General features: G+C 63.8%; 28 protein-coding genes. 12 read left to right on the forward strand and 16 right to left on the reverse strand.

Annotated features, from left to right (window positions below; genetic code table 11):
• Positions 1 to 2 precede the first annotated feature (2 nt).
• On the reverse strand, positions 3 to 1,481 hold the full coding sequence (gene eccB / locus MLB1_RS05305; RefSeq protein WP_180748630.1) for a type VII secretion protein EccB: 1,479 nt from the start codon (positions 1,479 to 1,481) through the stop codon (positions 3 to 5).
• Positions 1,482 to 1,680: 199 nt separating this feature from the next.
• Between eccB and eccE the strand changes: the two genes are divergently transcribed.
• Positions 1,681 to 3,315: a type VII secretion protein EccE gene (gene eccE, locus MLB1_RS05310; RefSeq protein WP_180748631.1), complete on the forward strand. Its 1,635-nt coding sequence runs from the start codon at positions 1,681 to 1,683 to the stop codon at positions 3,313 to 3,315.
• 17 nt (positions 3,316 to 3,332) lie between these two features.
• Here the strand turns inward: eccE and MLB1_RS05315 are convergent, their stop codons facing one another.
• On the reverse strand, positions 3,333 to 3,887 hold the full coding sequence (locus MLB1_RS05315; RefSeq protein ID WP_180748632.1) for a CGNR zinc finger domain-containing protein: 555 nt from the start codon (positions 3,885 to 3,887) through the stop codon (positions 3,333 to 3,335).
• 72 nt (positions 3,888 to 3,959) lie between these two features.
• Between MLB1_RS05315 and MLB1_RS05320 the strand changes: the two genes are divergently transcribed.
• The 5 genes from MLB1_RS05320 to MLB1_RS05340 all read left to right on the forward strand — a co-directional run bounded on the left by MLB1_RS05320 (position 3,960) and on the right by MLB1_RS05340 (position 8,095).
• A complete protein-coding gene (locus MLB1_RS05320) occupies positions 3,960 to 5,012 on the forward strand; it encodes an EamA family transporter (RefSeq protein WP_180748633.1) in 1,053 nt (350 codons plus the stop codon).
• A gap of 49 nt (positions 5,013 to 5,061) precedes the next feature.
• Complete coding sequence (locus MLB1_RS05325; protein WP_180749704.1) at positions 5,062 to 5,664, forward strand: cutinase family protein; 603 nt, start codon at positions 5,062 to 5,064, stop codon at positions 5,662 to 5,664.
• Between the two features lie 10 nt (positions 5,665 to 5,674).
• On the forward strand, positions 5,675 to 6,664 hold the full coding sequence (locus MLB1_RS05330; protein ID WP_180748634.1) for an alpha/beta fold hydrolase: 990 nt from the start codon (positions 5,675 to 5,677) through the stop codon (positions 6,662 to 6,664).
• Positions 6,665 to 6,796: 132 nt separating this feature from the next.
• On the forward strand, positions 6,797 to 7,336 hold the full coding sequence (locus tag MLB1_RS05335) for a cutinase family protein (RefSeq protein WP_180749705.1): 540 nt from the start codon (positions 6,797 to 6,799) through the stop codon (positions 7,334 to 7,336).
• Between the two features lie 42 nt (positions 7,337 to 7,378).
• Complete coding sequence (locus MLB1_RS05340) at positions 7,379 to 8,095, forward strand: cutinase family protein (RefSeq protein ID WP_180748635.1); 717 nt, start codon at positions 7,379 to 7,381, stop codon at positions 8,093 to 8,095.
• Positions 8,096 to 8,109: 14 nt separating this feature from the next.
• Here the strand turns inward: MLB1_RS05340 and truA are convergent, their stop codons facing one another.
• From truA to MLB1_RS05395, 11 genes are all read right to left on the reverse strand, one after another.
• On the reverse strand, positions 8,110 to 8,997 hold the full coding sequence (gene truA / locus MLB1_RS05345) for a tRNA pseudouridine(38-40) synthase TruA (protein ID WP_180748636.1): 888 nt from the start codon (positions 8,995 to 8,997) through the stop codon (positions 8,110 to 8,112).
• A gap of 2 nt (positions 8,998 to 8,999) precedes the next feature.
• Positions 9,000 to 9,554, reverse strand: a complete 555-nt coding sequence (rplQ, locus tag MLB1_RS05350; RefSeq protein WP_180748637.1) for a 50S ribosomal protein L17 — start codon at positions 9,552 to 9,554, stop codon at positions 9,000 to 9,002.
• 59 nt (positions 9,555 to 9,613) lie between these two features.
• On the reverse strand, positions 9,614 to 10,666 hold the full coding sequence (locus tag MLB1_RS05355; RefSeq protein ID WP_180748638.1) for a DNA-directed RNA polymerase subunit alpha: 1,053 nt from the start codon (positions 10,664 to 10,666) through the stop codon (positions 9,614 to 9,616).
• A 78-nt stretch (positions 10,667 to 10,744) separates the two neighbouring features.
• On the reverse strand, positions 10,745 to 11,350 hold the full coding sequence (rpsD, locus tag MLB1_RS05360) for a 30S ribosomal protein S4 (RefSeq protein ID WP_078297681.1): 606 nt from the start codon (positions 11,348 to 11,350) through the stop codon (positions 10,745 to 10,747).
• Between the two features lie 16 nt (positions 11,351 to 11,366).
• Complete coding sequence (gene rpsK / locus MLB1_RS05365) at positions 11,367 to 11,786, reverse strand: 30S ribosomal protein S11 (protein WP_180748639.1); 420 nt, start codon at positions 11,784 to 11,786, stop codon at positions 11,367 to 11,369.
• Between the two features lie 6 nt (positions 11,787 to 11,792).
• Positions 11,793 to 12,167, reverse strand: a complete 375-nt coding sequence (gene rpsM / locus MLB1_RS05370; RefSeq protein WP_180748640.1) for a 30S ribosomal protein S13 — start codon at positions 12,165 to 12,167, stop codon at positions 11,793 to 11,795.
• Between the two features lie 153 nt (positions 12,168 to 12,320).
• Positions 12,321 to 12,434, reverse strand: coding sequence for a 50S ribosomal protein L36 (gene rpmJ, locus MLB1_RS05375; protein WP_003886927.1), 114 nt, complete (start codon positions 12,432 to 12,434; stop codon positions 12,321 to 12,323).
• 28 nt (positions 12,435 to 12,462) lie between these two features.
• The gene (gene infA / locus MLB1_RS05380; protein WP_003418601.1) at positions 12,463 to 12,684 is read right to left on the reverse strand and encodes a translation initiation factor IF-1; all 222 of its coding nucleotides are present in this window, start codon (positions 12,682 to 12,684) and stop codon (positions 12,463 to 12,465) included.
• Positions 12,685 to 12,892: 208 nt separating this feature from the next.
• Positions 12,893 to 14,179 carry an FAD-dependent oxidoreductase gene (locus tag MLB1_RS05385; RefSeq protein WP_180748641.1) on the reverse strand — a complete coding sequence of 429 codons (1,287 nt, stop codon included), beginning with the start codon at positions 14,177 to 14,179 and terminating at the stop codon, positions 12,893 to 12,895.
• Positions 14,180 to 14,413: 234 nt separating this feature from the next.
• Positions 14,414 to 15,982, reverse strand: coding sequence for an amidohydrolase family protein (locus MLB1_RS05390; RefSeq protein ID WP_180748642.1), 1,569 nt, complete (start codon positions 15,980 to 15,982; stop codon positions 14,414 to 14,416).
• Positions 15,975 to 16,142 (reverse strand): hypothetical protein, encoded by a 168-nt coding sequence (locus MLB1_RS05395; protein ID WP_219602564.1) that lies wholly within the window; start codon positions 16,140 to 16,142, stop codon positions 15,975 to 15,977. Before MLB1_RS05395 ends, MLB1_RS05390 begins: the two co-directional genes overlap by 8 nt.
• 533 nt (positions 16,143 to 16,675) lie before the next feature.
• Between MLB1_RS05395 and MLB1_RS05400 the strand changes: the two genes are divergently transcribed.
• The 6 genes from MLB1_RS05400 to MLB1_RS05425 are packed head-to-tail and all read left to right on the forward strand — an operon-like array spanning position 16,676 to position 22,163.
• Positions 16,676 to 17,212, forward strand: coding sequence for a hypothetical protein (locus tag MLB1_RS05400; RefSeq protein WP_180748643.1), 537 nt, complete (start codon positions 16,676 to 16,678; stop codon positions 17,210 to 17,212).
• On the forward strand, positions 17,209 to 18,753 hold the full coding sequence (locus MLB1_RS05405; protein WP_255485595.1) for a flotillin family protein: 1,545 nt from the start codon (positions 17,209 to 17,211) through the stop codon (positions 18,751 to 18,753). The genes MLB1_RS05400 and MLB1_RS05405 overlap by 4 nt, the downstream gene beginning before the upstream one ends.
• Positions 18,754 to 18,782: 29 nt before the next feature.
• Positions 18,783 to 19,607, forward strand: a complete 825-nt coding sequence (locus MLB1_RS05410) for an LLM class F420-dependent oxidoreductase (protein WP_180748644.1) — start codon at positions 18,783 to 18,785, stop codon at positions 19,605 to 19,607.
• A 20-nt stretch (positions 19,608 to 19,627) separates the two neighbouring features.
• Entirely contained in the window at positions 19,628 to 20,623 is a 996-nt protein-coding gene (rfbB, locus tag MLB1_RS05415) for a dTDP-glucose 4,6-dehydratase (RefSeq protein WP_180748645.1), read from the forward strand.
• Between the two features lies 1 nt (position 20,624).
• The gene (locus MLB1_RS05420) at positions 20,625 to 21,242 is read left to right on the forward strand and encodes a dTDP-4-dehydrorhamnose 3,5-epimerase (protein ID WP_180748646.1); all 618 of its coding nucleotides are present in this window, start codon (positions 20,625 to 20,627) and stop codon (positions 21,240 to 21,242) included.
• A 45-nt stretch (positions 21,243 to 21,287) separates the two neighbouring features.
• Positions 21,288 to 22,163 (forward strand): DUF4190 domain-containing protein, encoded by an 876-nt coding sequence (locus MLB1_RS05425; RefSeq protein WP_180748647.1) that lies wholly within the window; start codon positions 21,288 to 21,290, stop codon positions 22,161 to 22,163.
• A gap of 11 nt (positions 22,164 to 22,174) precedes the next feature.
• Here the strand turns inward: MLB1_RS05425 and map are convergent, their stop codons facing one another.
• The 3 genes from map to secY are packed head-to-tail and all read right to left on the reverse strand — an operon-like array spanning position 22,175 to position 24,851.
• A complete protein-coding gene (gene map / locus MLB1_RS05430) occupies positions 22,175 to 22,969 on the reverse strand; it encodes a type I methionyl aminopeptidase (protein WP_180748648.1) in 795 nt (264 codons plus the stop codon).
• Between the two features lie 11 nt (positions 22,970 to 22,980).
• Positions 22,981 to 23,526 carry an adenylate kinase gene (locus tag MLB1_RS05435; protein WP_180748649.1) on the reverse strand — a complete coding sequence of 182 codons (546 nt, stop codon included), beginning with the start codon at positions 23,524 to 23,526 and terminating at the stop codon, positions 22,981 to 22,983.
• Complete coding sequence (gene secY, locus MLB1_RS05440) at positions 23,523 to 24,851, reverse strand: preprotein translocase subunit SecY (RefSeq protein ID WP_180748650.1); 1,329 nt, start codon at positions 24,849 to 24,851, stop codon at positions 23,523 to 23,525. The genes MLB1_RS05435 and secY overlap by 4 nt, the downstream gene beginning before the upstream one ends.
• Positions 24,852 to 24,905: the final 54 nt, after the last annotated feature.

A 24,905-nucleotide genomic window follows, 5' to 3' on the forward strand; every position in this document is an offset into this window, starting at 1 on the left:
ACTTACGACGGTGCTTGCGCCGATGTCGACGGGTTGATCGCCAAACCTGTCTTGTCGGGCGGCATTCCATCGTGCACGACGAGGGCGTCTTCCTTGCTCAGCCGCGGTCCGGGCGGCAGCAGCCCAACGATCGGCCACGGTGCGGCGACGGGTTCGACGGTGAGCCCCAGCGCTTTCGCTGCCTCGAGATTTCCGATACCGAAGCGCACACCGGTATCGAGAACGAGGTACAGAGATTCAGCGCGCCCGGTGTCTCCACCGAGACCGGTGGAGCGCACGAAAGCGCTTCGCGCGGGCGGAATGTAGGCCGTGTCGACGTTGGGGCCCTCCTTGTCTGCCTGCGCCAACACGACCGGCACCTGATCGGTCTTCAACGGCAGCGAATTCCCCAACAACAGTTTGGTGGCGGCATGCTCCTGCGTCTTTTCCTGACCAGGCTTCCAGCTGCTGCACAGCACCGACTTCTCCGGCACGTCGACAGTCTTACCCGCACGCTCCGGGAACGTCTGCACCGCAAGCAGATTGAGGCTGGGGTGCCCCGAAATCACGTCGGGCGCGACGGTAACTATGTCCTGCGCCCCCTGAGAATCGGAGAACCTGATGAGATCCGCGGTGACCTCATTGACACGTTGCACCCCGCTAGCGAGCACGACGTAATACTCGGCCGAATCCGCCCGGCTCATCTTAATGACCGATCCCACTCGAACTCCGGCGGTCGTGATGGGCGATGGCGCGCCAGCATCCGGGATGGGCGGCGGTGCAACGGCCGGCATCTCGGGAATGGCATTGAGCACAGACATCGAAATCGGTCGGGGCGTCACACCTTCCAGCCGCAGCGCACGGGTCACCGCGGGGTTCGTCAGGTCGACCGCCGCCCGCTTGCCGTCATAGAGCAAGTACATCTGGCTGTTAACCGTCACCAGGGCGTACCTATCCTTCGGCATCTCCTGGTTACCGTTCTCCAGAGTCACCTTGCCCGCGATCACAGTGGTGGTGACAGTGGAGCTCGGTGGAGGCGTCGAGACATCGCAGACCGTCCAGATGGTGTCGTCCCCTGTTAAGGGACCCGGAATCGACGCCGGCGCACCGGGAATCCCGACCAGCGGACCGCGTCGCGCCTTGGCCAGTTCGGAATCCTTGACCGGCTTGGGGTTCTCGTTGTTCCCGGAGATCAACCGAGCCGATGCCAGATTGAGTGCGGGATGCAGCGTGTCCTGGATCCGGACATAGACCGCTCCGGTGTCCTTGGCCATGACAATGGGCTGGTCACCCAGCGGCATGTTAGGGCGAAAGAACGCCAAGATCGCGCAACCGGCAACCATCACAGTGGCCAGCGCAATACCGACCGTGAGCGAGCTCGACTGCGACCGCATCGGGTCGTGAATCATTCGGACGTCACGGCGAACCAGTGCATGCTCCATGCGCCGCACCAGGAACCGGTACCCGCTCACCTGCAGCCGAGTGGTCGGTTGTCGCGCCATCGTCCCCCCTCCGTGAAACTCGGGTCTACGGCCTATTGATGACCGTCTCGGCCGACCCCGATCGTGTTAGATCCTACGTACCGGCCACACGGGCCTGCAGCCTATTGCAATACTGGGCAACCACGATAGGTTGCGGGTGGCAACCGCGGTGATCGAGTCGGGTCAAGCGTTGCGTTACGGCGGGACAGAAGGGGGAAATGTGACCTCGAGTGGGGCGGCTCCGACACAGGTACGTCGGGCCACGATGCCGATCCAGATCATGGTGGTTTCACAGCTGCTGATACTCGGCGCAATCCTCGTTTCATTGTTGTTCGGCTGGCCGTGGTGGGCTGCGCTGTTGATTGCGATCGTGTCGTTGGCGCTTGTCCTCGGCCGATGGGGAGGCCAGACCGTCAGACATTGGGCCGTCACCGGTTTCAGGTATCTGACGGGCCGCACCTACCGAAGCTCGGGCAGTATCGCCGATACCCCGAGCAGCCAGGACAGTTGGACCGGAACCCGTTGGGAAAACGGCAAACTCATCACGGTGCTGGAAATCAGCGCAACCCAGCGCCATCCCTCGGTCATCACCCCGGATCACTGCGCGACCGACTCCCTCGTACCGCTTCGTGTGCTGCGGGAGTGCATGCAGCAGAACGATATCGAGCTCGAAAGCATCGACGTCATCAGCAACGGCCAGCGCACCGCGCAGGGCACGGTCTTGCGCGGTGGCTATGACCGGCTCGTGGGTCCCCTGCCTGCCGTTGCCATTCGCACCGTGTGGGTGGTGCTGCGGTTCGACCCCGGCGCCAATGTGGACGCGGTGTTCCGTCGCGGAGGTGGGCGGCGCGGTGCGGAAAGATGCGCCGTTATCGCCACTGCACGCGTTCGACGGGCCTTGGCTGCGTCACACTGCAGCAGCACCATCCTGCAGGCCGGACAGATTCACCGAATCAGCGCCGAGATGCTCCGCCAATATGCGGGCGCGCCCATGCATGAGGAGTGGAGCGGACTCATGCTGATCGACTCGTACAACGTCGCCATGGGCATTGACCCGTGGTACATCACCGATGCCACGCTGACCGGATTGTGGGCCCGGCCAACGCTGGAGACCACGGTGACGGTACGAGTGCGCCCCGCCGCGAAAGGCCGCACATCGGTTGGCGCGCTGGTCCGGTGGGCCACCGACGAACAACTCCCGGTACGCCGTTCCACCGGAATGACCTCGCTCAACGGCAGCCAACGCGACGCGTTCTTCGCCGGACTTCCCGTGGGCGCCATCGGTTTGGAGTACCTGACACGCAGCATCGAGATGAGCAACGAGGAGCTCGACGGTATACATCTGCCGACATCCGGCTGCGGACAGTTGATTGGATCGGACATGTCGGGCCGGGCTATCGCGGCGCGGTTGTCCGGACTCGGTGTACATACCGTGGTCGTACGTGCCGAGCTCTACGTATGCCAGCAGGTGGTACTCCGATCGGTGGCGGTCGGTGCGCTCGCCGTCGTCTACACCGACCGACCACACATGTGGGATGTCATGGTGACCTCAATCGGTGACGCCAACCGCATCCAATTCGCCAGTGGCCCAGGATTTATCGACCCCCGATGCACTCTGGCGGTGGTGGACGGCATGCAGCCGACCGCGCTACCGAGCAACTGCACGGCCCTGCACATCATCAGCAGCGAGTACGACGCACTTCCGGCCCGGCCCGATGTCATCATCGACCAACCCAATGGGTACGGCGACCACATACTTCTCACCGCGGGCGCTGAAACCATCCAGGTCCGCCTGGTCACCGTGAGCGACGAGCTCGCCTACTTGGGCCGGCCGATACAGGCCTACGCGCAGTAACTTCGCGCCGGCGGCCGCTAGGGCTCGTCGCGCATGCGCTCCCGGTAGGCGGCGACATGCTGGCGGTTGCCACAGTTTCCGGTATCGCAGAACATCCGGGACCTGTTACGCGACAAGTCCACCAAGACGGCGTCGCAGTCCGGGGCGGCGCAGGTCTTCAAACGCCGCTGCTCCCCGGTGCGCATCAGGTCAGCGAATACCATGGCGGTCTCGGCACCGAGGCGGTCCGCCAGCGGCGCATCACTGGCAGCCATGTGCAAGTGCCAGTCGGGCTCTTCGACGTGCCGGGTGAGCCACGGCGAAGCGTGGGTATCGGCCAGCAGCGCGTTGACCTGCCGGACCACGTACTCCTCGTCGTTGATATGCGCCCAGATATCGCCCAACCGCATACGTAGCACCTTCACGGCGTGAAGCTCGGCCTCGTCGCCGTCACGCCTACCCGTCCAGCCGTACCGGTCGAGCAGCGGCGGTAACGCCACCAGATCCGTGAGCAGCTCCCGATCATTGCGCGCAGTGTTGATCAGTTCTGCGGCGGACCGCAGCCCCTGCTCTGTGTCATGAGTGAAAATCATTTGACACCTGACACCCTTCATGTCTATGGTCATGACCGTATTCAAGTTTACTCATGACACGTGGGAGGTGCGGTGAACGACAGGGCCACTTTCCGAACTGGGCTGGTCCTCGCCATAGCCTCGGCCGCCACCTTCGGGTTTTCCGGCCCCTTCGCCAAGTCACTCATGGCTGCCGGGTGGTCGCTGACGGCCGTGGTCACCGCACGCTTGGCCACCGGTGCCGCAGTCATGATCGTGGCTGCCTGCATACTGGCGCCAGGATGGTTCTCCGAGGCTCGTCGTCACGCCAAAGTCGTTGTGCTCTACGGCATCATTCCCGTCGCGGGCGCCCAGTTCTGCTACTTCGGCGCGGTCAGACACATGTCGGTGGGAGTCGCGATGCTCCTCGAGTTCCTGAGCCCCATCCTGGTAATCGCGTGGACATGGCTTTACACACGGCAGCGCCCGCGCACCCAGGTGCTCGCCGGGGCCACTCTTGCGCTGGCAGGAATGCTGTTGGTACTCAACATCTTCAGCGGCGCACGCGTAGAGCCCGCGGGTGTGCTGTGGGGACTGGGCGCGGCGGTATGCGCCGCGTACTACTTCATTTCGTCGCACCGCGCGGGCGGCAAGGCACAAGGGCTGCAACCCATCACGTTGACCACAAGCGGTCTGCTCGTCGGCACCATCGCCGTGAGCGGCTTCGCGCTCACCGGGCTTATGCCCACGACCTTCTCCGCACAGGACGTTCAGGTCGCCGGTTGGCATGCGCCGGTGTACGTACCCATCCTTGTGCTCGGGGTGGTCACCACGGCGATCGCCTACCTCACCGGTATCGCTGCCATTGCCCGGCTCAAGCCAAGTTATGCCTCGTTGATCGGCCTCACCGAAGTGCTGTGCGCGGTAATCGCGGGCTGGGTGCTGCTCGGCGAGACCATCGCACCCGTCCAGTATGTGGGCGCCGCAGTCATTCTCGCGGGACTCGTGCTCGCACATCAGGGCGGGGACAGACAATCGCACTCCGAATCCAATGCAGCGAAGAACACAGCATCGCGACCTGCAGGAATGAAATCACATGGCAACGACAGCGAATTATCCGTAATCTCAGCATGTGACGCTACAACCGAATCCACGCCCAGCCAGTAAGTTCCTCACCGCCGCCGCTCGCGCGGCGGTTGTTTCGGTTGCGGCCATCATGTTGACCACGGGTCTGGCGGTAATTCTCCCCGCTACCGCTTCGGCGGCATGTCCCAATGTCGAGGTGTCCTTCGCCCGCGGACGCAGCCAACCGCCCGGACTCGGCGATATCGGCGAGGCCTTCGTCGGCGCGCTACGCAATCGTGTCAAGAACATCAATGTCTACGCGGTGCGCTATGACGCCAACACCGACGTGGGTGGCGGCGCCAACGACCTGAGCGCACACCTGCAGCAGACCGCCAACAACTGCCCCGACACCAAACTCGTCGTCGGCGGCTACTCGCTGGGTGCGGGCGTGGTCGACACCGCTCTGGGTTTTCAGGGCCCGGTATCGATCGGCGACTTCTTCAACTTCAGCAACCCGGTTCCACCGGAGGTGGGCGACCACATCCGTGCGATCGTCACGTTCGGCAATATCGTCAACCGCTTCGCCCCGATCCAGAATCTGGCCGGCGCGTATGGAGATCGGGTTCTTGACCTGTGCAATGACGGCGACCCCGTATGCATGGGTGGCGATAACGACAGCTGGAAGTCCCACACCTCATACCCGACGGCGCTGATCAACCAGGCTGCGGACTTCGCGGCAGCCAGAGTGAACTAGCCTCGCCGGGGTGACTGTTTCCCAGATCACCCACCGTCAGCTGTCGGTCAATGGAATCGACATGCATGTCGCCGAGCAGGGCGAAGGCCCGGCGGTCGTTCTATGCCACGGCTTTCCCGGACTCTGGTACACCTGGCGCCACCAACTGGCCGCACTCTCCGCGGCCGGATATCGGGCGATCGCACCGGATATGCGCGGATACGGACACACGACGGCGCCGCGGGACGCTACCGCCTATGACCGCGGCACCACCGTCAACGACCTCGTCGGCCTGTTGGACGCCCTGGATCTGCAGGACGCGGTGTTCTGCGGACACGATTTCGGGGCACATCTGGTGTGGGACATGCCTGCCTGGGCAGGGGATCGAGTCTCTGCCCTCATCCAGCTGTCGGTACCGCGCACCCGGCGCCTCCCGGTGAAACCCAGCGTCGGCTTCAAATATCTTGCGTCGCAGCACTTCACACACCTGGAGTACTTCCAAGAACCCGGAGTAGCGGAGGCTGAGCTCAACTCGCAGCCAAAGGCGTTCTTAGCCGCGCTATTCAACGCTCTCAGCGGCGCCAACCGTTATCTGGACTGCTGGGCCTTCCCCGCCTACGCGGACGGTAAGCGCAACGGTTATCTGGACGTATTGCCCGGCCCCCCTCCCCTGCCGTGGAATTGGCTTACCGACGCAGACCTGGACTACTACGCGAATGAATTCGCGCGGACAGGGTTCACCGGCGGACTCAATTGGTACCGAGCGGAGGACCAGGTGTGGGCCCAGAACGAGCACCTGCACGACGTGCCGATCAACGTGCCGGTGGCATTCATCGCCGGATCGGCCGACCCGGTCCTGGAAATGCTCGGCCGCGACCCGATGACCGCGATGGCCGATCTCGTTCCCGGCCTGAGGTCCGTCCTGATCGTCGAGGGTGCCGGCCACTTCGTCCAGATGGAGCAGCCGGGCGCGGTCAACGGCGCGATGATCGACTTCCTCGGAGCGCTCCTGCCCAGGTGACGAGGGCCATACCGCACCGATATGACAGGTAGGTTGACTTACCCGTAGCATTCGCGTGTGACGACGCACAATGCTGTTTGGCCTGCAATCTTGCACATCCGGCGGTGGGGATACCTGGTCGCCGCTCTGCTCATGTTCACCGGCGTGCTGACGGTGTCGAACCCGGGCACCGCAACCGCCGACCCTTGCGCCGCAGTCGATGTCTCCTTCGCCCGCGGCCGCGATGAGCCGCCGGGCCTCGGCCGTGTGGGGGATGCTTTCGTCGGAGCGCTGCAGAACAAGGTCGGCAGCTTGAGTGTCTATCCCGTGAACTACAGCGCCGGTCTGCTCTCCACCGGGGAAGGTGCCGACGACTTACGCGGCCACCTCAGCGAGATTGCGGCATCCTGCCCCAACACGAAACTCGTCATCGGCGGCTACTCGATGGGAGCGACTGTGGTCGACGATGTCGCCGACAGTCCACCACCGGGGATCAGAGGGGTCGCGACATTCGGGAACGTCGCGCGCCGCGAGGGGCAGATGTCCGGCCCCCTTGCTGGGCGATGGATCGACCAGTGCAACCCCGGCGACCCCGTCTGCGATAGTGGCGGGCGTTCCTGGACCGCACATCAGACCTACGAGCAGACCAACCTGCCCGCCCAGGCCGCGTCCTTCGTGGCAGGCAAGCTCTAAAAAAGAACAACGCGCGGCCGCGTCGCCCCGTAATATCAGGGCGTGACCACGCATCGGCGGGGCACGAGGGTCGGCGTGGTCCTAAGTTTTCTTGTCCCCTTGACGATCTTTGCGCTGTCAGGGGTGAATGTTGTTGGGCTCGTTCATGCGATCCCTACCGCTTCGGCGGATCCATGCTCGGATGTCGACGTCTCGTTTGCGCGCGGACGTAAGGAACCGGTCGGTCTGGGCCGGGTGGGCGACGAATTCGTGGATTCCCTGACACCACGCATCACTGCGACCGGAGCCACTATGAACGTCTACCCCGTCAACTATGACGCGGGGATCTTCTCGGCCGGCGGCGGGGCCAATGACCTGAGCAATCACCTGCAGTCGGTCGCGGCGAGCTGCCCACGAACCAAGTTCGTCATCGGCGGGTATTCGATGGGCGCCGAAGTGATCGACACGATCATCGGTGTCCCGAATGTCGGTCTCGGGTTCAGTCGTCCTCTGTCAGCGTCGGTAGGCGACCGTATCGTCGCCATCGCGACATTCGGAAACGCAACGCACCGAACCGGTGGACCATTAAGCGGCATTGCCGGCGTATACGGCTCGCGCGCAATCGATCTCTGCAACCAGGGAGATCCCATCTGCATGGCCGGACCAAATAACAGCTGGGACGCTCACACCTCGTACGAGCGCACCGGATTGCCCGCCGAGGCGGCAGCTTTCGTCGCATCGAAGCTCAACCGGCACGGCGAAAGCGAGCCCACCGAATAGGGGGTTAGCCCGCACTAGTCGACCGCTGGCCTAACCCGTATGTCGCGGGTGATCAACACGCGTGCCGCCATCTGATTGTCCGGCGGATAGTCGACGCCGACCAGCGTCAGTCCGCGCGCCGGTGCGGCCGCGAAATCGCTTGAACGCCTTTCATTCTTCAGCAGGTCGGCACACCACTGCACCGATCGCCTGCCCTCCCCCACCGCCAGCACGGCACCCACCAGTGAACGCACCATTGACCAACAGAAAGCATCGGCGCTCACGCGTGCGGTCAGCCGAGGCCCGTCGGCCGCCCAATCGAATCGCTGCAACTCACGGATGGTCGTAGCACCTTCACGGTGGCGGCAGAACGCCGCGAAATCGCGTAACCCCAACAGATTCCGCGACGCTTCGTTCATCGCATCCACGTTCAGCGGGTGGTGCCACCCGACGACATCATGCCGCTCCAGGGGCAGTACACCGAACAGCGCGGTGGAAAACCTGTACTCGTAATGGCGTCGCAGCGCGGAGAACCGGGCATCGAAATGTGCTGGGGCCCGCGAGATATCGAGCACCCGTACGTCATTGGGCAGAAACCGGGACAGCCGACGAATCAACAGATCAAATTCGAGGGCATCCGCACGCCGGGATCTGCCGAGGATTCCCGGGAGCTGTGTCGCAGGGATATCGATATGCGCTACCTGTCCGGTCGCGTGCACTCCCGCGTCCGTGCGCCCGGCCGCATGCAGCGACACCGGCTCCCGCACGATAGTCGTGAAGGCCTCACCCAGCACGCCCGCCACGGTGCGCTGGCCTACTTGAGCCGCCCAACCCGCGAATCCGGTTCCGTCATAGGCGATATCGAGCCGTAAACGAACAAGCCCGCCATCAGAGATGGCGGGCTTGTTGTCAGATGTGACCAAGATCAGGCCTTCTTGTCTGCGTCCTCAACATCAGAAACCTCAGCCTCGGGAGCATCCGCCTCGTCAACCTCGGCCTCAGCCTCGGCAGCGGCATCGTCCGCGGTGTCGGTCTCGACCTCGACGACCTCTTCTACAGGAGCTTCCTCAGTCGCCTTCGTAGACCCAACCCGGCGAGCCCGGTCGGCCTCGGAGGTGACCGTCTTCTCCTTCACCAGCTCGATGATCGCCATGGGCGCGTTATCGCCCTTGCGGTTCTCGACCTTGATGATGCGGGTGTAGCCACCGTTGCGATCGGAGTAGAACGGACCGATCTCCGCGAAAAGGGCGTGCACGACGTCCTTGTCGCGGATCTTCTTGAGCACCTCGCGCCGGTTGTGTAGATCGCCCTTCTTGGCGTGGGTGATCAGCTTCTCGGCGTACGGCCGCAGCACGCGGGCCTTGGTCTCGGTGGTCTTGATCCGACCGTGCTCGAACAGTGCGGTGGCCAGGTTCGCCAGGAGCGCCTTCTGGTGCGAAGACGACCCACCGAGCCGGTGACCCTTTGTGGGCTTGGGCATTGCAACTATCTCCTATTCGGGGCCGGCCCCCGTATCAGGTAGGGCCGGGACGGATTGTGTTAGAGCTGTTCGGTTTCGGCGAAGTCCTGGTCGCCATCGAAGTCGTACGAGGCGCTGTCCGACCACGTGCCGGTGGCGACGTCGTATCCGGCGACCTCGGACGGATCAAAGCTGGTCGGGCTGTCCTTGAGAGACAGGCCAAGCTGATGCAGCTTGATCTTCACCTCGTCGATGGACTTCTGACCGAAGTTGCGGATGTCCAGCAGGTCCGACTCGGTGCGGGCGACCAGCTCGCCGACGGTGTGCACACCCTCGCGCTTGAGGCAGTTGTACGAACGGACGGTCAGGTCCAGGTCCTCGATGGGCAGCGCGAACGAGGCGATGTGGTCTGCCTCGGCCGGCGACGGCCCGATCTCAATACCCTCGGCCTCGACGTTGAGCTCGCGTGCCAGACCGAACAGCTCAACCAGCGTCTTACCGGCCGAGGCCAGCGCGTCACGCGGGGTGATCGAGTTCTTGGTCTCGACGTCCAGCACCAGCTTGTCGAAGTCGGTGCGCTGCTCGACGCGGGTGGCGTCCACCTGGTAGGTGACCTTCAGCACCGGCGAGTAGATGGAATCGACGGGGATGCGACCGATCTCGGCACCCGAGGCCTTGTTCTGCACGGCCGGGACGTAGCCGCGACCACGCTCGACGACGAGCTCGATCTCCAGCTTGCCCTTGTCGTTCAGGGTCGCGATGTGCATGTCCGGGTTGTGCACGGTCACACCGGCGGGCGGCACGATGTCACCGGCTGTGACGGCGCCCGGTCCCTGCTTGCGCAGGTACATGGTGACGGGCTCGTCCTCTTCCGAGGACACGACCAGGCTCTTGAGGTTCAGGATGATGTCGGTGACGTCTTCCTTCACCCCTGGAACGGTGGTGAACTCATGCAGCACACCGTCGATCCGGATGCTGGTGACGGCCGCGCCCGGGATGGACGACAGCAGGGTGCGCCGCAGCGAGTTGCCCAGGGTGTAGCCGAAACCCGGCTCCAGGGGCTCGATGACGAAGCGCGACCGGTTTTCGGCCAGCGTGTCCTCGGACAGGGTGGGTCGCTGAGAAATCAGCATGGTGTTTCTCTATCTCCTTCTCGGCACCCGCTATTTGATGCCGGTCAAGTGGGTCTGCAGCAGAATCGCTACAGACGATTACTTCGAGTAGAACTCGACGATCAGCTGCTCGGTGAGCGGCACGTCGATCTGGGCGCGCTCGGGCAGCTGGTGCACGAGGATGCGCTGGCGCTCGCCAACGACCTGCAGCCAGCCCGGGATGGGCCGGTCGCCCGCGGTCTCGCGTGCGACCTCGAACGGCAAGGTGTTCAGCGACTTTTCCTTGACGTCGATGATGTCGTACTGCGACACCCGGTAGCTGGGCACGTCCACCTTCACGTTGTTGACGGTGAAGTGGCCGTGGCTCACCAGCTGACGTGCCATCCGTCGGGTGCGGGCAAGGCCTGCCCGGTACACGACGTTGTCGAGGCGGGTTTCAAGGATCTGCAGCAGCTGCTCACCGGTCTTACCCGAGTGCCGGTTGGCCTCGGCGTAGTAGCGACGGAACTGCTTCTCCATCACGCCGTAGGTGAAGCGAGCCTTCTGCTTCTCCTGCAGCTGGGTGCGGTATTCGCTCTCCTTGACCCGCGCGCGACCATGCTGGCCGGGGGGGTAAGGACGCTTCTCGTACGCGCTGGAGCCACCGACGAGGTCGACGCCCAGACGACGGGACTTGCGAGTGACGGGTCCGGTATAACGAGCCATTTAGTTCAAGCCTCCCTTAGACCCGGCGCCGCTTGGGCGGACGGCAACCGTTGTGCGGCTGTGGAGTGACATCGGAAATCGCGCCCACCTCGAGGCCAGCGGCCTGCAGCGAGCGGATGGCGGTCTCGCGGCCGGAGCCGGGACCTTTGACGAACACGTCGACCTTCTTCACGCCGTGCTCCTGTGCCTTGCGAGCCGCGCTCTCGGCAGCCAGCTGTGCGGCGAACGGGGTTGACTTACGCGAACCCTTGAAGCCGACATGGCCGGAGGACGCCCAGGCGATCACGTTGCCCTGCGGGTCCGTGATCGAGACGATGGTGTTGTTGAAGGTGCTCTTGATATGCGCAGCGCCGAGCGGGATGTTCTTCTTTTCCCGACGACGGGTCTTCTGCGCCTTCTTGGGGCCGGAACCGGCGCCCTTCTTTGGTGGTGCCATTGCGGGTTACCTGGCCTTCTTCTTGCCGGCGATGGTGCGCTTGGGTCCCTTGCGGGTACGCGCATTGGTCTTGGTCCGCTGACCGCGCACCGGCAGGCCACGACGGTGGCGCAGGCCCTGGTAGCAGCCGATCTCAATCTTGCGGCGGATGTCGGCCTGGACCTCGCGGCGCAGGTCACCCTCCACCTTGAGAGAGGCTTCGATGTACTCGCGCAGCTGAGTCACCTGATCATCGGTCAGGTCCTTGCTGCGCTGCTCGGGGCTGATACCCGTGGCGGCCAGGATCTCCTTGGAACGGGTCCGGCCAACGCCATAGATATAGGTGAGCGCGATTTCCATACGCTTATCGCGCGGTAGGTCAACGCCTACTAAACGTGCCATGCGGCAGTTCCTCTTTCATTCAACGAAGGTCTGTTCCCAGTCCGCCCCCTCTAGGTTGGGGCCCCGGCCTTCGTTCCGGGGGTGTCTGACCAGCGATTCCGGTCAGTGGTTCTGGGAGGTCATCATTCAGTTGTTGCTGGCTGGCTGTTACGCCTAGCCCTGCCGCTGCTTGTGGCGGGGGTCCTGGCAGATCACCATGACGCGCCCGTGCCGGCGAATCACGCGGCACTTATCGCAGATCGGCTTGACGCTCGGGTTGACCTTCACGTTCTTCGATCCTGTCTCGCAGTTGTAGTTACTTGTACCGGTAAACGATCCGACCGCGGGACAGGTCGTAGGGAGACAACTCCACCACCACTCTGTCCTCGGGCAGGATGCGGATGTAGTGCTGCCGCATCTTGCCGCTGATGTGGGCGAGCACCTTGTGTCCGTTCTCCAGCTCAATGCGAAACATCGCATTGGGCAGGGGTTCGACCACCCGACCCTCGACCTCGATGGCTCCGTCTTTCTTAGCCATATCCTCCGCGATTCTTATTGCCTGCTCCGGCTATCGCCGGCATGACACGGCAAACCCTTACCGACCCTCGAAACGTGAGCCGGTGACAGGAAAATCCAGGACTGGGCACGCACATAGTCGGCACGTAAGCCGCACCGTTGGTCAAGGGTACTCGCGTAACGCCCCCAAGCCAAACTGGCCAAGAGTCCGGTCAGTATCCCCGAATGCCCTAGGACCAGGTGACTCCCGACCTGCTGATATGGGGAATCGCCGTGGGCCGCACCAGGCCGGCAGTCAGCCATGCCCCCGCGAGCCATATATGGGGTGCGGATTTGGCTGCGACGGTCCGCCTGGCACGCATCGAGACATCCGAACCGTCCAGGACTCGCTGGGCCCGAACGGACAGTATCCGGTTACGCACTCCCGACCGACGCCGCTCGCGAGCGCTGCGGTTGATCGCCAGCCAGGCCGCCGCAAGGTCACTGGGCTCGCCCAACGCCTCCGCAATGGCATCCGCGGCAGCGACCGCGTCAGCCACACCCGAGTTCAGGCTGCGTCCACCCAGCGGCGCGAACTGGTGAGCGGCCTCGCCCGCGAGCAGCACCCGGCGGTTGACGTCGGTGTAGCTGGCGGCCACTCCTTGGACGGTCTGATGCACCTCGACCGACCTGATGTGGTCCGCATACCAGTCGTCACCGGTCAGCGCCGTGACCCAGGAGCGCACTTGTTCTGCGGTCGGTGCGGTCGCTTCGTCCTCAGGCAGGTACTGGACATCCAGGCGCAGCCCATCCGGGTACGGCAGGCGAATGGCGTGCCGCTCGCCGAGATCGGGGTGGTGGTACTGGATCTGCACGGGTAGATCCGCAGTGACGCCGTCAGCGTGTGGTTCGACGTCGATCACCACGCACGGCGGGGACGGCGGGCGATCCGACATGCCGATACCCAGTGCTTGGCGAATGGCCGACCTGGTGCCGTCGGCGGCAATGACGTAGCTGGCGCGCACCCGGTCGCCGCTTGCGAGGGTGAGCCGCGCTCCGGTGTGATCGGTGCTGATGTCGGTGACCGCGGCACCCGAGTGGTACTCAACACCCAGGTCCAGCGCCTCGGCCAATGTCTCGTCTTCAATTGCTTTCTGCGACAAGCTCATTCCCCAGGCCGCCGGATTCCACGGGCCGGGCATCCGCGATGGAGCGTACGAGGACATGACGAATACCGGTCGGCCCTGGTAGAAGGTCTGGACACCGTGAACCGCCAACGCCGACCCGCGCAGCCGGGCGCCGAGCTCGGGTGCCACCCGGTCATATCGCCGCAATGTCGAGTGCCCGACAAATGTGGCGCAGTTCCGGTGCCGCTGACGCTCTTTCGAGCCGGCAGCCTCGAGCACAACCACGTGAATTCCCCGGCGTGCCAATACCGCGGCAGCAAGCAAACCGACAGGTCCGCCGCCGACCACCACGACGGCGTCATCGGTGACGTCCCGGCGTGCGTCCGCTGATACCGCCGCAAGGTGAGGCACACCATGACGGTACCGCGCGGGGCAAATCGTGCGCCTACCGATATTTCGGTCCGTATATTGAGGCCACTACCTGGTGCGGCGCACGCCTGAGCAATTGAGCACGTAGCCAAGCAGGGCGGATTCGTGGTACGTAAGTCGGAAATGGCGCATAGCGCCGCTGGCATAACTACCTCGCCACCCGAGGCCTTGGCTGCCCCAGATCCGATGAGAATGCCCCAGATTCAGACTGATGGGTCAGCGCAGCGGACCGGAGGGCTCGCTCGTTCCGGCTCGAAGTAGTCGCCCACGGCGCTCCCCTGAGAACTGTCCGTCGCGGATCACTGGAGTCCCCTCAAGTAATACCCATTGCATACCGGCGGGCGGTGTTTCGGGATGACTGTAATTGCCGGCGTGGTCGATGACATCAGGGTCGAAAATGCATATATCAGCAGCGGCACCGCGCCCCAACCAGCCCCGATCTGAAAGTCCGAACTGTGAAGCAGATGCGGATGTCATCTTTCGCACAGCCTCGCCGAGAGACACGATCTCACGGTCACGGACGTAGGTGCCGAGGAAGCGAGGAAAGGTCCCGTATGTGCGTGGATGAACAAGACCCGTAGGGACATCGTTGTCTGAACCGATCGAGATGAGCGGGCTCCGCATGAGGGTTTCGACGTCGTCGGCCCGCATGACATGCAGCACGGTGTCGGCCGCAGGGTCGGTGAGAAGCAGATCGCACAGGGTGTCCCATGGGTCGCGATCACCTGTGATGTCGGCGAGGGTTCGACCGGCGACGGCAAGATCTGCATGTCGGGTGACAGTCAGGTCGTCGGGTCGGATCTCACGCCAAATTCCTGCTCCCACAAACTCGACAGGATCCTCAGCGATCCGGCGTAGCCGCAGCCGTTCCAGGGGATCGGCCAATCGTTCCCGAAGCCTGCTCTTGCCTCCTTCGGAGGCGAGCGTCGGGAGCACTGCTACGAGACCGGTACTGCAGGCCTCGTACGGGTACAGATCGCCGAGCACGTCCACCCCGGACAAGCGGGCCTGAGTGATGCGTTCGAGCAGGTGGGGCGCCGCCCCGTGCGCGGCGTATCCGGAGGCTTTGCAGTGCGATACCTGAAGCCGAATTCCAGCCGCCCGGGCAACAGCAATCGCCTCGTCGACGGCGTCGAGTAGCCCCTCCCCCTCGTTGCGCATGTGCGTTGCATAGCTCGCGCCCCAGCGGCGTGCGACCTGCGCGAGCGCAATGAGTTCGTCGCGCTCGGCGTAGGCGCCCGGCACGTACTCGAGTCCCGACGACCAGCCGACGGCGCCTGCAGCGAATGCTTCGTCGGCGAGCTCGCACATCCGCTCCAGCCCACCGGGTGGCAGCTTCCGTTCGAACCCTGCCACTGCGATGCGCAGCGTGTTGTGACCCACGAGCGCTGCGAGGTGGTTCGTCGTTCCGGCCACATCGACGGCATCGAGGTAGTCGACGAATCGAGGGAAGGAATGTCCCATCTCTGCCACCACCTCAGCGGCGTGATCCGAATGTGTTGGCGCGCAGGTGTATCCGCAGTTGCCGACGATCTCGGTCGTCACTCCCTGTAGCAACTTGAAGGGCTGCGGATCGGGCATGAACGGGACGGTGTCGGAATGCGTATGCGGGTCAACGAATCCTGGCGTCACCGCGAGACCGTCCGCGTCGATGCGTTCGCGGGTAGGGCCGAGGTCCGCGCCGATCGCCGCGACTCGACCGTCGGCGATGGCCACGTCGGCGGTGATGCCCGCTCCACCGAAGCCGTCGTAGACCGTGCCGCCGAGAATGATCAGGTCATGCATGTGCTGCCACCTTCGAGTTAGCGATCGCCTCGCCGTCCTTCTCGCCGGCGGCGGTGCGGGCTGGTGTTGGCTGGCTGCTCACCACTTCCGAGCGGGCGGGGGCGGTGACGGTGAATCTGAACGTCGCCTTGAGGTCGGGCTGTTCCAACACCGCGAACATACGCCGTGAATCCGGCACTTCGAACTGGGAGTGCTTTCGCGCGCTCCGCCACCTCGACTCGGGTCAGGTTCTCTCCGGGCATGTATGTCTCCTCGCTGTTTCCCGTTTTGCGCTCGACACGCCACCGGCCAATGGATCGGTCCCGGCTCGAACCGGGTAGCCGTCAGCTGCACTGCAGGTCGAATCTGGTCGGTCCGGAACCGAACTGGACAAGGTCGGTGGATCCCGCGCCGACGACTATCCGGCCCGATGCGCAGCTGCCGATCCACTGCCCCTCCCCAGAGATCACCGTCCCGCTCGCGGGCAGGGACGATCCGAACCTTCCGTTGGTTACTTAGTTCGGAGGACAAGACCGCCTACCTGCCGACAGATCACTGCTCGACGGCATCGGCATCGCGGCAATCGCGATCTCGGCAGTGACATACCTGGTGCGGCGCGCGCCGCACCAAGTGAGCACGTAGCCAGCGGGGCGGATTCGTGGTACCTATGTCGGTAGTGGCGAACATTGCCGTCGGCAACGGGGAGGGGGTCGGGTGGACGGTCTGACGATCGGATATCTGGCGGCCTTCGCGGTCGGAGGCATCGCGGTGCTCTCAGCGCTGCTGCTCACCGATATCGGCCACGGCGACGGGATGCCGTTTCTGAGCCTGACCTCGCTTTCCGCAGCGCTCACCGGCGCAGGCGCCGGTGGATTCGTCGGCTCGGCGCTGCACATCGCGCCACTGCCGACGGCGATCGTCGCCGTGGTGTGCGCCGTTGCCCTGGTGTCGATCCTGCAACTTTTCCTGACATACCTGCGGGGCCAGCAAGCGAACTCACACTCCGGTCGTGCGTCCTATGTGGGCAGGCTCGGCACCGTAACCCTCGAAGTGCCCGCCGGAGATGGCTGGGGTGAGATCGCGTTCATCGATGCCGACGGCAACCGGGTGCATTCGCGAGCGATCAGCGATGAGCCTTCTGAACTGTCCAAGAACACTGCGGTCTACATCGCCGATGTCGACTCGGAATACCTGCACGTCGTCGCCATCCCCGAAGCGCCATCCGGCGCAACCACGAAGGACCTCATATGAGTTTGCTCGTTATCATCGTCATCATCGCGATCGCGGTACTGGTGCTATTCGTGGCCCTGCCGCTGATTTACGTCCGCAACTACATCAAGGTGCCGCCCAATGAGGTCGCCGTCTTCACGGGGCGCGGCCAGCCGAAGGTGGTGCGCGGTGGCGCCCGGTTCAAGATGCCCGGTATCGAGCGGGTGGACATCATGTCGCTCGAACCGTTCAACGTGAACATCAACCTGCAGAATGCGTTGTCCAACAATGGCGTTCCGGTCAACGTCGAGGCCGTGGGCCTGGTGCGAATCGGCTCTAACGACGAGGCCGTGCAGACCGCTGTCCAACGCTTCCTGACCGCGGATCTGAGCGAATTGCAGCGGCAGATCAATGAGATCCTGGCAGGCAGCCTGCGCGGCATCACAGCCACCATGACCGTCGAGGACCTGAACTCGAATCGTGATTCGCTGGCGCGCAGCGTGGTGGAGGAAGCAGGCGGTGACCTCTCCCGCATCGGTATGGAGGTCGATGTCCTCAAGATCGCGGGCATCTCCGACCGCAACGGATATCTGGAGTCGCTGGGGCAGCGTCGTATCGCCGAGGTCCGCCGCGATGCGACGGTCGGCACGGCCCAAGCGGAACGGGACGCGCAGATTCAATCGGCACAGGCCCGGCAGGCCGGCTCCATCGCGCAGGCCGAGGCCGATACCGCGATCGCCTCCGCCAACCAGAAGCGCGACGTGGAGCTGGCACGGCTGCGCGCACAGACCGAAGCCGAGAACGCCCAGGCAGATCAGGCGGGCCCGTTGGCCCAGGCACGGGCCGAGAAGGACGTGGGTATAGCCCGCGAGCAGGCGGAGGCCGCGCGCGTGCAAGCCCGCACCGAGGTGGAGTTGCGACGCACCGAGCAGGCTCAGGCCGCGTTGCAGGCCGATGTCATCGCCCCGGCCGAAGCACGTCGTCAGGCCGATATCGCTATCGCGGAAGGCAGTCGACAGTCCACGATCCTGAAGGCGCAGGCCGATGCCGAGGCGGAACGGCAGAAGGGTTCCGCGGAGGCAGACGCCCGTAAGGCGGCCGCCGACGCATTCCGCGTGGAGCAGCAGGCCGCCGCCGACGGTGCCAAGGCCAAGCTCATCGCCGAAGCCGATGGCACCAGGGCCCAGCTGATCGCCGAGGCTGAGGGCACCAAGGCCAAGCTGCTGGCAGAGGCCGACGGAAAGAAGGAGGTCGCCGCGGCCCTCAACGCTTACACGCCGGAGGCCGCACGACTGCTGACCCTGCCGGACATCCTGGCGGCGGTGGTGCAGGCAACCGAGGCCGCGGCAAAACCGCTCGGCGAGATCGAAAGGCTGTCCATCATCGGCGGCGCCGGTGATGCCCAGGACGCATTGGGCACCCTTCTCGGGGTTAGCCCGCAAGCGGTAGCGAAAGTGATTGAGAGTCTTAAGGTTTCAGGTATCGACCTACCCGAGCTTCTCAACCGCACTCAGCAGACCAAGGAACATTCGTCCACTCCTGCGGCACCGCTTGCCCGCTCCGACGGACGGGTAGAGGAATAGCGACACCACCGGTGAAGTTGGGACGCGATATGAGCGAATCGAACCTCAGCCGATTTGGAGTATGGAAGGGCGGTCCGGTCACACCGGAGCAGGCCAAGGCCATCGAGGATCTGGGCTACGGCTCAGTGTGGATCGGGGGTGTGTTCACCTCGGATTTGGCTTATGTGGAACCGCTACTCGAAGCGACCGAGCATCTCACGGTTGCCAGCGGCATCGTCAACATCTGGACCTCCCCCGTCGACGAGATAGCCGCTTCATTCCATCGCATCGAGGCGGCCTATCCCGGGCGATTCCTGCTCGGGGTTGGCGCTGGACATCCCGAAGCATCGGCCGAGTACCGCAAGCCGTACGACGCCCTGGTCGAGTACCTCGACGGGCTGGATGCGGCAGGCGTCCCCAAGGAGCGCCGGGCGCTGGCCGCACTGGGACCCAAGGTGCTGAAGCTGTCCGCGGATCGCACCGCCGGCGCACACCCCTATCTGACGACACCGGAACACACCCGACAGGCCCGAGAGGTCATCGGTCCAGATGCCCTGCTCATTCCCGAGCACAAGGTGGTGCTGAGCACCGACGCGGAGAGTGCACGTGCGATCGGCCGGAGCACCGTCGACTTCTATCTTCAGTTGAGCAATTACGTAAACAACTGGAAGAGACTCGGTTTCAGCGACGAGGATGTCACCTCACCGGGTAGCGACACATTCATCGACGCCGTGGTGGCGCACGGTACCGCCGAAGAAATCGCCGGTCAGCTGGGCAAGCACATCGACGCAGGCGCCGATCAGGTGCTGATTCAGGTCCTAGGCGATAAGGGATTGATCGACACGTTGACCTCACTGGCGGACGTGCTTCGGTAATCCCCCGTTAGGGTTACAGCATGCGGATGCTGGTCACCGGCGGCGCCGGTTTCATCGGAGCCAACTTTGTTCACACGACCGTCCGTGAACGCCCCGATGTCTCGGTTACGGTCCTCGACGCGCTCACGTATGCGGGTAGCCGTGAATCATTGGCGCCGGTGGCCGCGGCAGTCGACCTGGTGCAGGGCGATATCTGCGATGCCGAGACGGTGGATCGACTGGTCGCCAACAGCGATGTGGTGGTGCACTTCGCCGCCGAAACGCATAACGACAATTCACTCGCCGATCCGTCGCCGTTCTTGCACAGCAACATCATTGGTACCTACACGCTGCTGGAAGCGGTACGCCGCCATGATGTGCGGTTGCACCACATCTCCACCGATGAGGTATTCGGTGACCTTCAGCTCGACGATCCGAATCGGTTCACCGAGGACACCCCCTACAACCCGTCGAGCCCGTATTCGGCCTCCAAGGCCTCGGCCGATCTGTTGGTGCGTGCGTGGATGAGGTCGTTCGGAGTACGCGCGACGATCTCCAACTGCTCCAACAACTACGGGCCGTATCAGCATGTGGAGAAGTTCATTCCTCGGCAGGTCACCAACATCCTCACGGGTCGTCGTCCTCGTCTCTACGGGGCGGGCGCCAATGTCCGGGACTGGATTCACGTCGACGACCACAACAGTGCGGTGTGGCGCATCATCGAGTCGGGAACCATCGGACGCACCTATCTCATTGGGGCGGACGGCGAACGAGACAACCTGTCGGTGCTGCGCACCATCCTGGAGCTCATGGGCCAAGCACCGGACGACTTCGACCATGTCACGGACCGCGCCGGTCATGATCTGCGCTACGCCATTGACCCGACACCGCTGCGCGATGAATTGGGTTGGCAACCAACGCATGGCGATTTCGCCGGCGGACTGACCGCAACCATCGCCTGGTACCGCGACAACGAGGATTGGTGGCGACCCATCAAGGATGGCGTTGAAGCTCAATACGCCGCACGGGGGCAGTGATATGCAAATCCGCGAACTCTCGGTACCGGGCGCCTTCGAGATCACCCCGGTGCAGCACCACGACGACCGCGGGGTGTTCCTCGAATGGTTCAAGGGGCCCTCGCTGGCCGAGGCCATCGGACATCCCTTCGACTTGCAACAAGCCAATTGCTCGGTGTCTGCAGCCGGGTCGTTGCGCGGCATACATTTCGCCGATGTGCCACCCGGACAAGCCAAATACGTCACGTGCCTCAGCGGGTCCGTCTATGACGTTGTGGTCGATATTCGCGTCGGTTCACCGACATTCGGCGCATGGGATGCGGTGCTGCTCGATACCAGTGACCGGCGTGCCATCTACATCCCAGAGGGAGCCGGCCACGCCTTCCTTGCCCTGGAGGACGGCTCCACAGTTGCCTACCTATGTTCGACCGGATACGCCCCGGGCCGCGAGCACGGTATCGACCCACTGGATCCAACAGTGGGTGTCAGGTGGCCCACGACCACTCCCGACGGCACCGAACTTTCGTTGCTTATTTCCGAAAAGGACAGGGCCGCACCATCATTGATGCAGGCAAGAGACTCGGGGTTGCTACCGCTGGCCGTCGATGTACAGACGTACCTGGACGGCCTCATCAACTGATCTGAGACTCACCGACATCTACCACGTGTTTGCTAAAGTCCCTACATGACGCAACCGCCTGCCGGGCCGCCACCCTCGGATCCCGGGTCGGAGTTTCCGCCGTACCCGACGCCGACGGGCCCTGGATATCCACCGGTCGGGCCACCGCCGGTGGGCGGATATCCACCCATTCCGCCGTCCGGCCCTGCCGGCGCCGTTCCCTACCCGCCGTACCCGCAGACCGACCCGGTGGGATACCCACCACCTGCCGGGTATCCACCGCCGGCCGCGCCGTACGGATATCCCGCGCCGGGGGCGTACCCCCCGATCGAGGCCGCACGGGGCACCAACGGATTTTCCATAGCGGCCCTGGTTTTCGGCATCCTACCGATCTGTGCCGGCATCCTTGGTGTGATCTTCGGATTCGTCGGCCTGAACCAGATCAAACGAACAGGCCAGAACGGTCGCGGTCTGGCGATCGCGGGCATCGTGCTCGGATTCGTCTGGATCGCCGTATGGGTTGTTGTTATCGCGGTGGGTGTCAGCAACCAGCCCAAACGTGACGAATCCGGGCATGTCACCCAGTCCGGCGATATGGACGTCACCAAGTTGCGTGTGGGCGACTGTGTCGCCGACATGGGCGACAAGGACTACTACACCACGACTAAGGCGATCCCGTGCTCACGGCCGCACAAGGCTGAGGTCTACGCACTGCTACCGCTGTCCGGAACTTCCGTTCCCTCGCAGTCGGAGCTGGATGACAAGGGCAATAAGGGCTGCAGCTCAGCCTTGGAGACTTACTCGCCCAATGCCTTCGAGGATGACGGGGTAGAGATCACCTACCTCTACCCGACCAAACGGTCTTGGGCCCAAGGTGATCGCTCGATCGCCTGCGTGGCTGTGTTCACCACCGACCGCACCCAATCCATCAAGGGAAACTAGGGGCGCTGGGCCTACGGGCGCAGTGTCAGGATGCGGGGGCCGTCCTCGGTGACGGCCACCGTGTGCTCCCAATGCGCGGACCGAGAACCGTCGGTGGTGACGACGGTCCAATCGTCGGCCAGCACCCGAGTCTGGGTGGTGCCGAGCGTGAGCATCGGCTCGATGGCAAGCACCGATCCCACCCCGAGGAGTGGCCCCTTCCCGGGGGCGCCCTCATTGGGCAGGAACGGGTCCAGGTGCATCGAGCGGCCGATGCCGTGGCCGCCGTAACCGTCCACGATTCCGAATGCACGGTCGAATTGCTTCTCGGCGGCCCGGGTACCCAGCTCGATCGCGTGGGATACATCGGTGAGCCGGTTCCCCGGGATCATCGCCGCGATACCGGCTTCCATGGACAACCGAGTGGCGGTCGATAACGCTTCATCGACGGGTATGACGGTGCCCACCGCGAAGGTCCACGCGGAATCCCCGTGCCAGCCGTCCAGGATCGCCCCGCAATCAATGGAGACCAAGTCGCCGTCGACCAAGATGGCTGTCGCCGAAGGTATTCCGTGGACCACTTGGTCGTTGACCGACGAACAGATGGATGCCGGGAAACCGTGGTAGCCCAGGAATGACGGCACCGCGCCGGCATCCCGGATCACGGCCTCGGCAACCTGGTCCAGTTCCAGCGTCGAGACACCGGCCTTGGCGGCATCGCGGACGGCGACCAACGCGGCCCCCACGATGGCGCCCGCAGCAGCCATGGCATCGAGCTCATCGGTGGTGCGCTGCTCCACCGTCTTCTTGCGGCCGAACAGCCCCACTCGTGCTCCTACTACCGGCCCAGAGCCTGCGAGGTCCGTGCGAAGACCTCGTCGACCGTGCCGACGGCATCAATCGTCTGCAGCACGTCCTGGTAGTACTCCAGCAGCGGCGCGGTCTCGTCGCGGTACACGTTGAGGCGGTTGCGGATGATGCCTTCGGTGTCGTCGGCGCGGCCACGTCCCAGTAGTCGCTGCACGAGCTCTTCCACCGGCACCCGGAACTCCAGCACGGCGTCGATCTTGACTCCGCGGGCCTCTTCCATCGCGGCCAGCGCATCGGCCTGGTCCACGGTGCGCGGGAATCCGTCGAGGATGAATCCGTCTGCGGCATCGGGCTCGTCGAGGCGCGCCTCAACCATCTTGTTGGTGACCTCGCTGGGCACCAGGTCCCCCGCGTCCAAGTACTGCTTGGCCTGAATCCCCAGCTCGGTGCCCTCGCTGATATTCGATCGGAACAGGTCGCCCGTGGAGATCTGCGGAATGCCGAACTTCTCCGAAATCAGTTGCGCCTGCGTACCTTTGCCTGCCCCTGGCGGGCCGAGTAACACCACTCTCACTTCAGGAACCCTTCGTAGTTACGCTGCATCAACTGGCTTTCGATCTGCTTCACGGTGTCGAGACCGACGCCGATCATGATCAGTACCGCAGTTCCACCGAACGGCAGGTTCTGCGGGCCTCCCGAGCTCCCGATCTGCAGGAACAGGTTCGGCAGGATCGCAATGATGCCCAGGTAGATCGATCCTGGCCAGGTGATGCGGTTGAGCACGTAGCGCAGGTAGTCGGCGGTCGCCCGACCGGGGCGGATACCGGGGATGAAGCCACCGAACTTGTTCATCTCGTCGGCACGCTCATCGGGATTGAAGGTGATCGACACGTAGAAGAACGTGAAGAAGACAATGAGCGAGAAGTAGATCAAGACATACCAGTAGTTGCTGGGATCGGTCAGGTAGGTGCTGACGAATCGGTCCCACCAGCCGGTCTTATCCTGCTTGCCGCTGCGCACCAGCTGGGTGATGAGACCCGGGATGTACAGCAGCGAGGAGGCGAAGATCACCGGGATAACACCGGCCTGGTTGACCTTCAACGGCAGATAGGTGGAAGTGCCGCCATACATGCGGCGGCCCACCATGCGTTTGGCGTACTGGACGGGGATACGGCGCTGGCCCTGTTCGACGAACACCACACCGACCACGATGAGCAGTGCTGCCACGCACACCGCGGCGAAGGTGACACCACCGCGGCTGTCAAGGATGGTCTTTCCCTCTGCCGGAATCCGCGCGGCGATGCCGGCGAAGATCAGCAGCGACATACCGTTGCCGATTCCGCGCTCGGTGACCATCTCGCCGAGCCACATCACCAGGGTGGATCCGGCGGTCATGACCAGAACCATCACCGTCAGCGTGAAGATCGACTGGTCCGGGACAATCTCAGTCTTGCGATCACAGCCCTGCAGCAAGGTTCCGCTGGCACCAAGGGCAACGATCGAGGTGGACTGCAACAGTCCCAGCGCAACCGACAGATAGCGCGTGTACTGCGTCATCTTGGCCTGGCCGGACTGGCCTTCCTTGCGCAGCTGCTCGAACCGAGGAATGACCACGGTGAGCAGCTGGACGATGATGCTGGCGGTGATATACGGCATGACGCCGACCGCGAACACCGACAGCTGTAGCAGCGCGCCACCCGAGAACAGGTTGATCAGCGAGTAAATCTGCGCGGAGTCGCCACTACTCACCTGCTCGACGCAGTACTTCACGGCGGAGTAGTTCACACCGGGAGACGGGAGGGTCGCACCGATCCGATAAAGGATCACGACCCCGATGGTGAAGAGGATCTTCCGCCTCAGGTCAGCTGTCCTGAGAGCAGAGACAAAAGCGGAAAGCACACATCCTCCTGCGCATCCTGCAGCTCGCCACGTGATCTGCAAGATGAATCAGCT

Origin of the sequence: Mycobacteroides sp. LB1 (genome assembly GCF_013449725.1) — a bacterium.
GTDB lineage: Bacteria > Actinomycetota > Actinomycetes > Mycobacteriales > Mycobacteriaceae > Mycobacterium.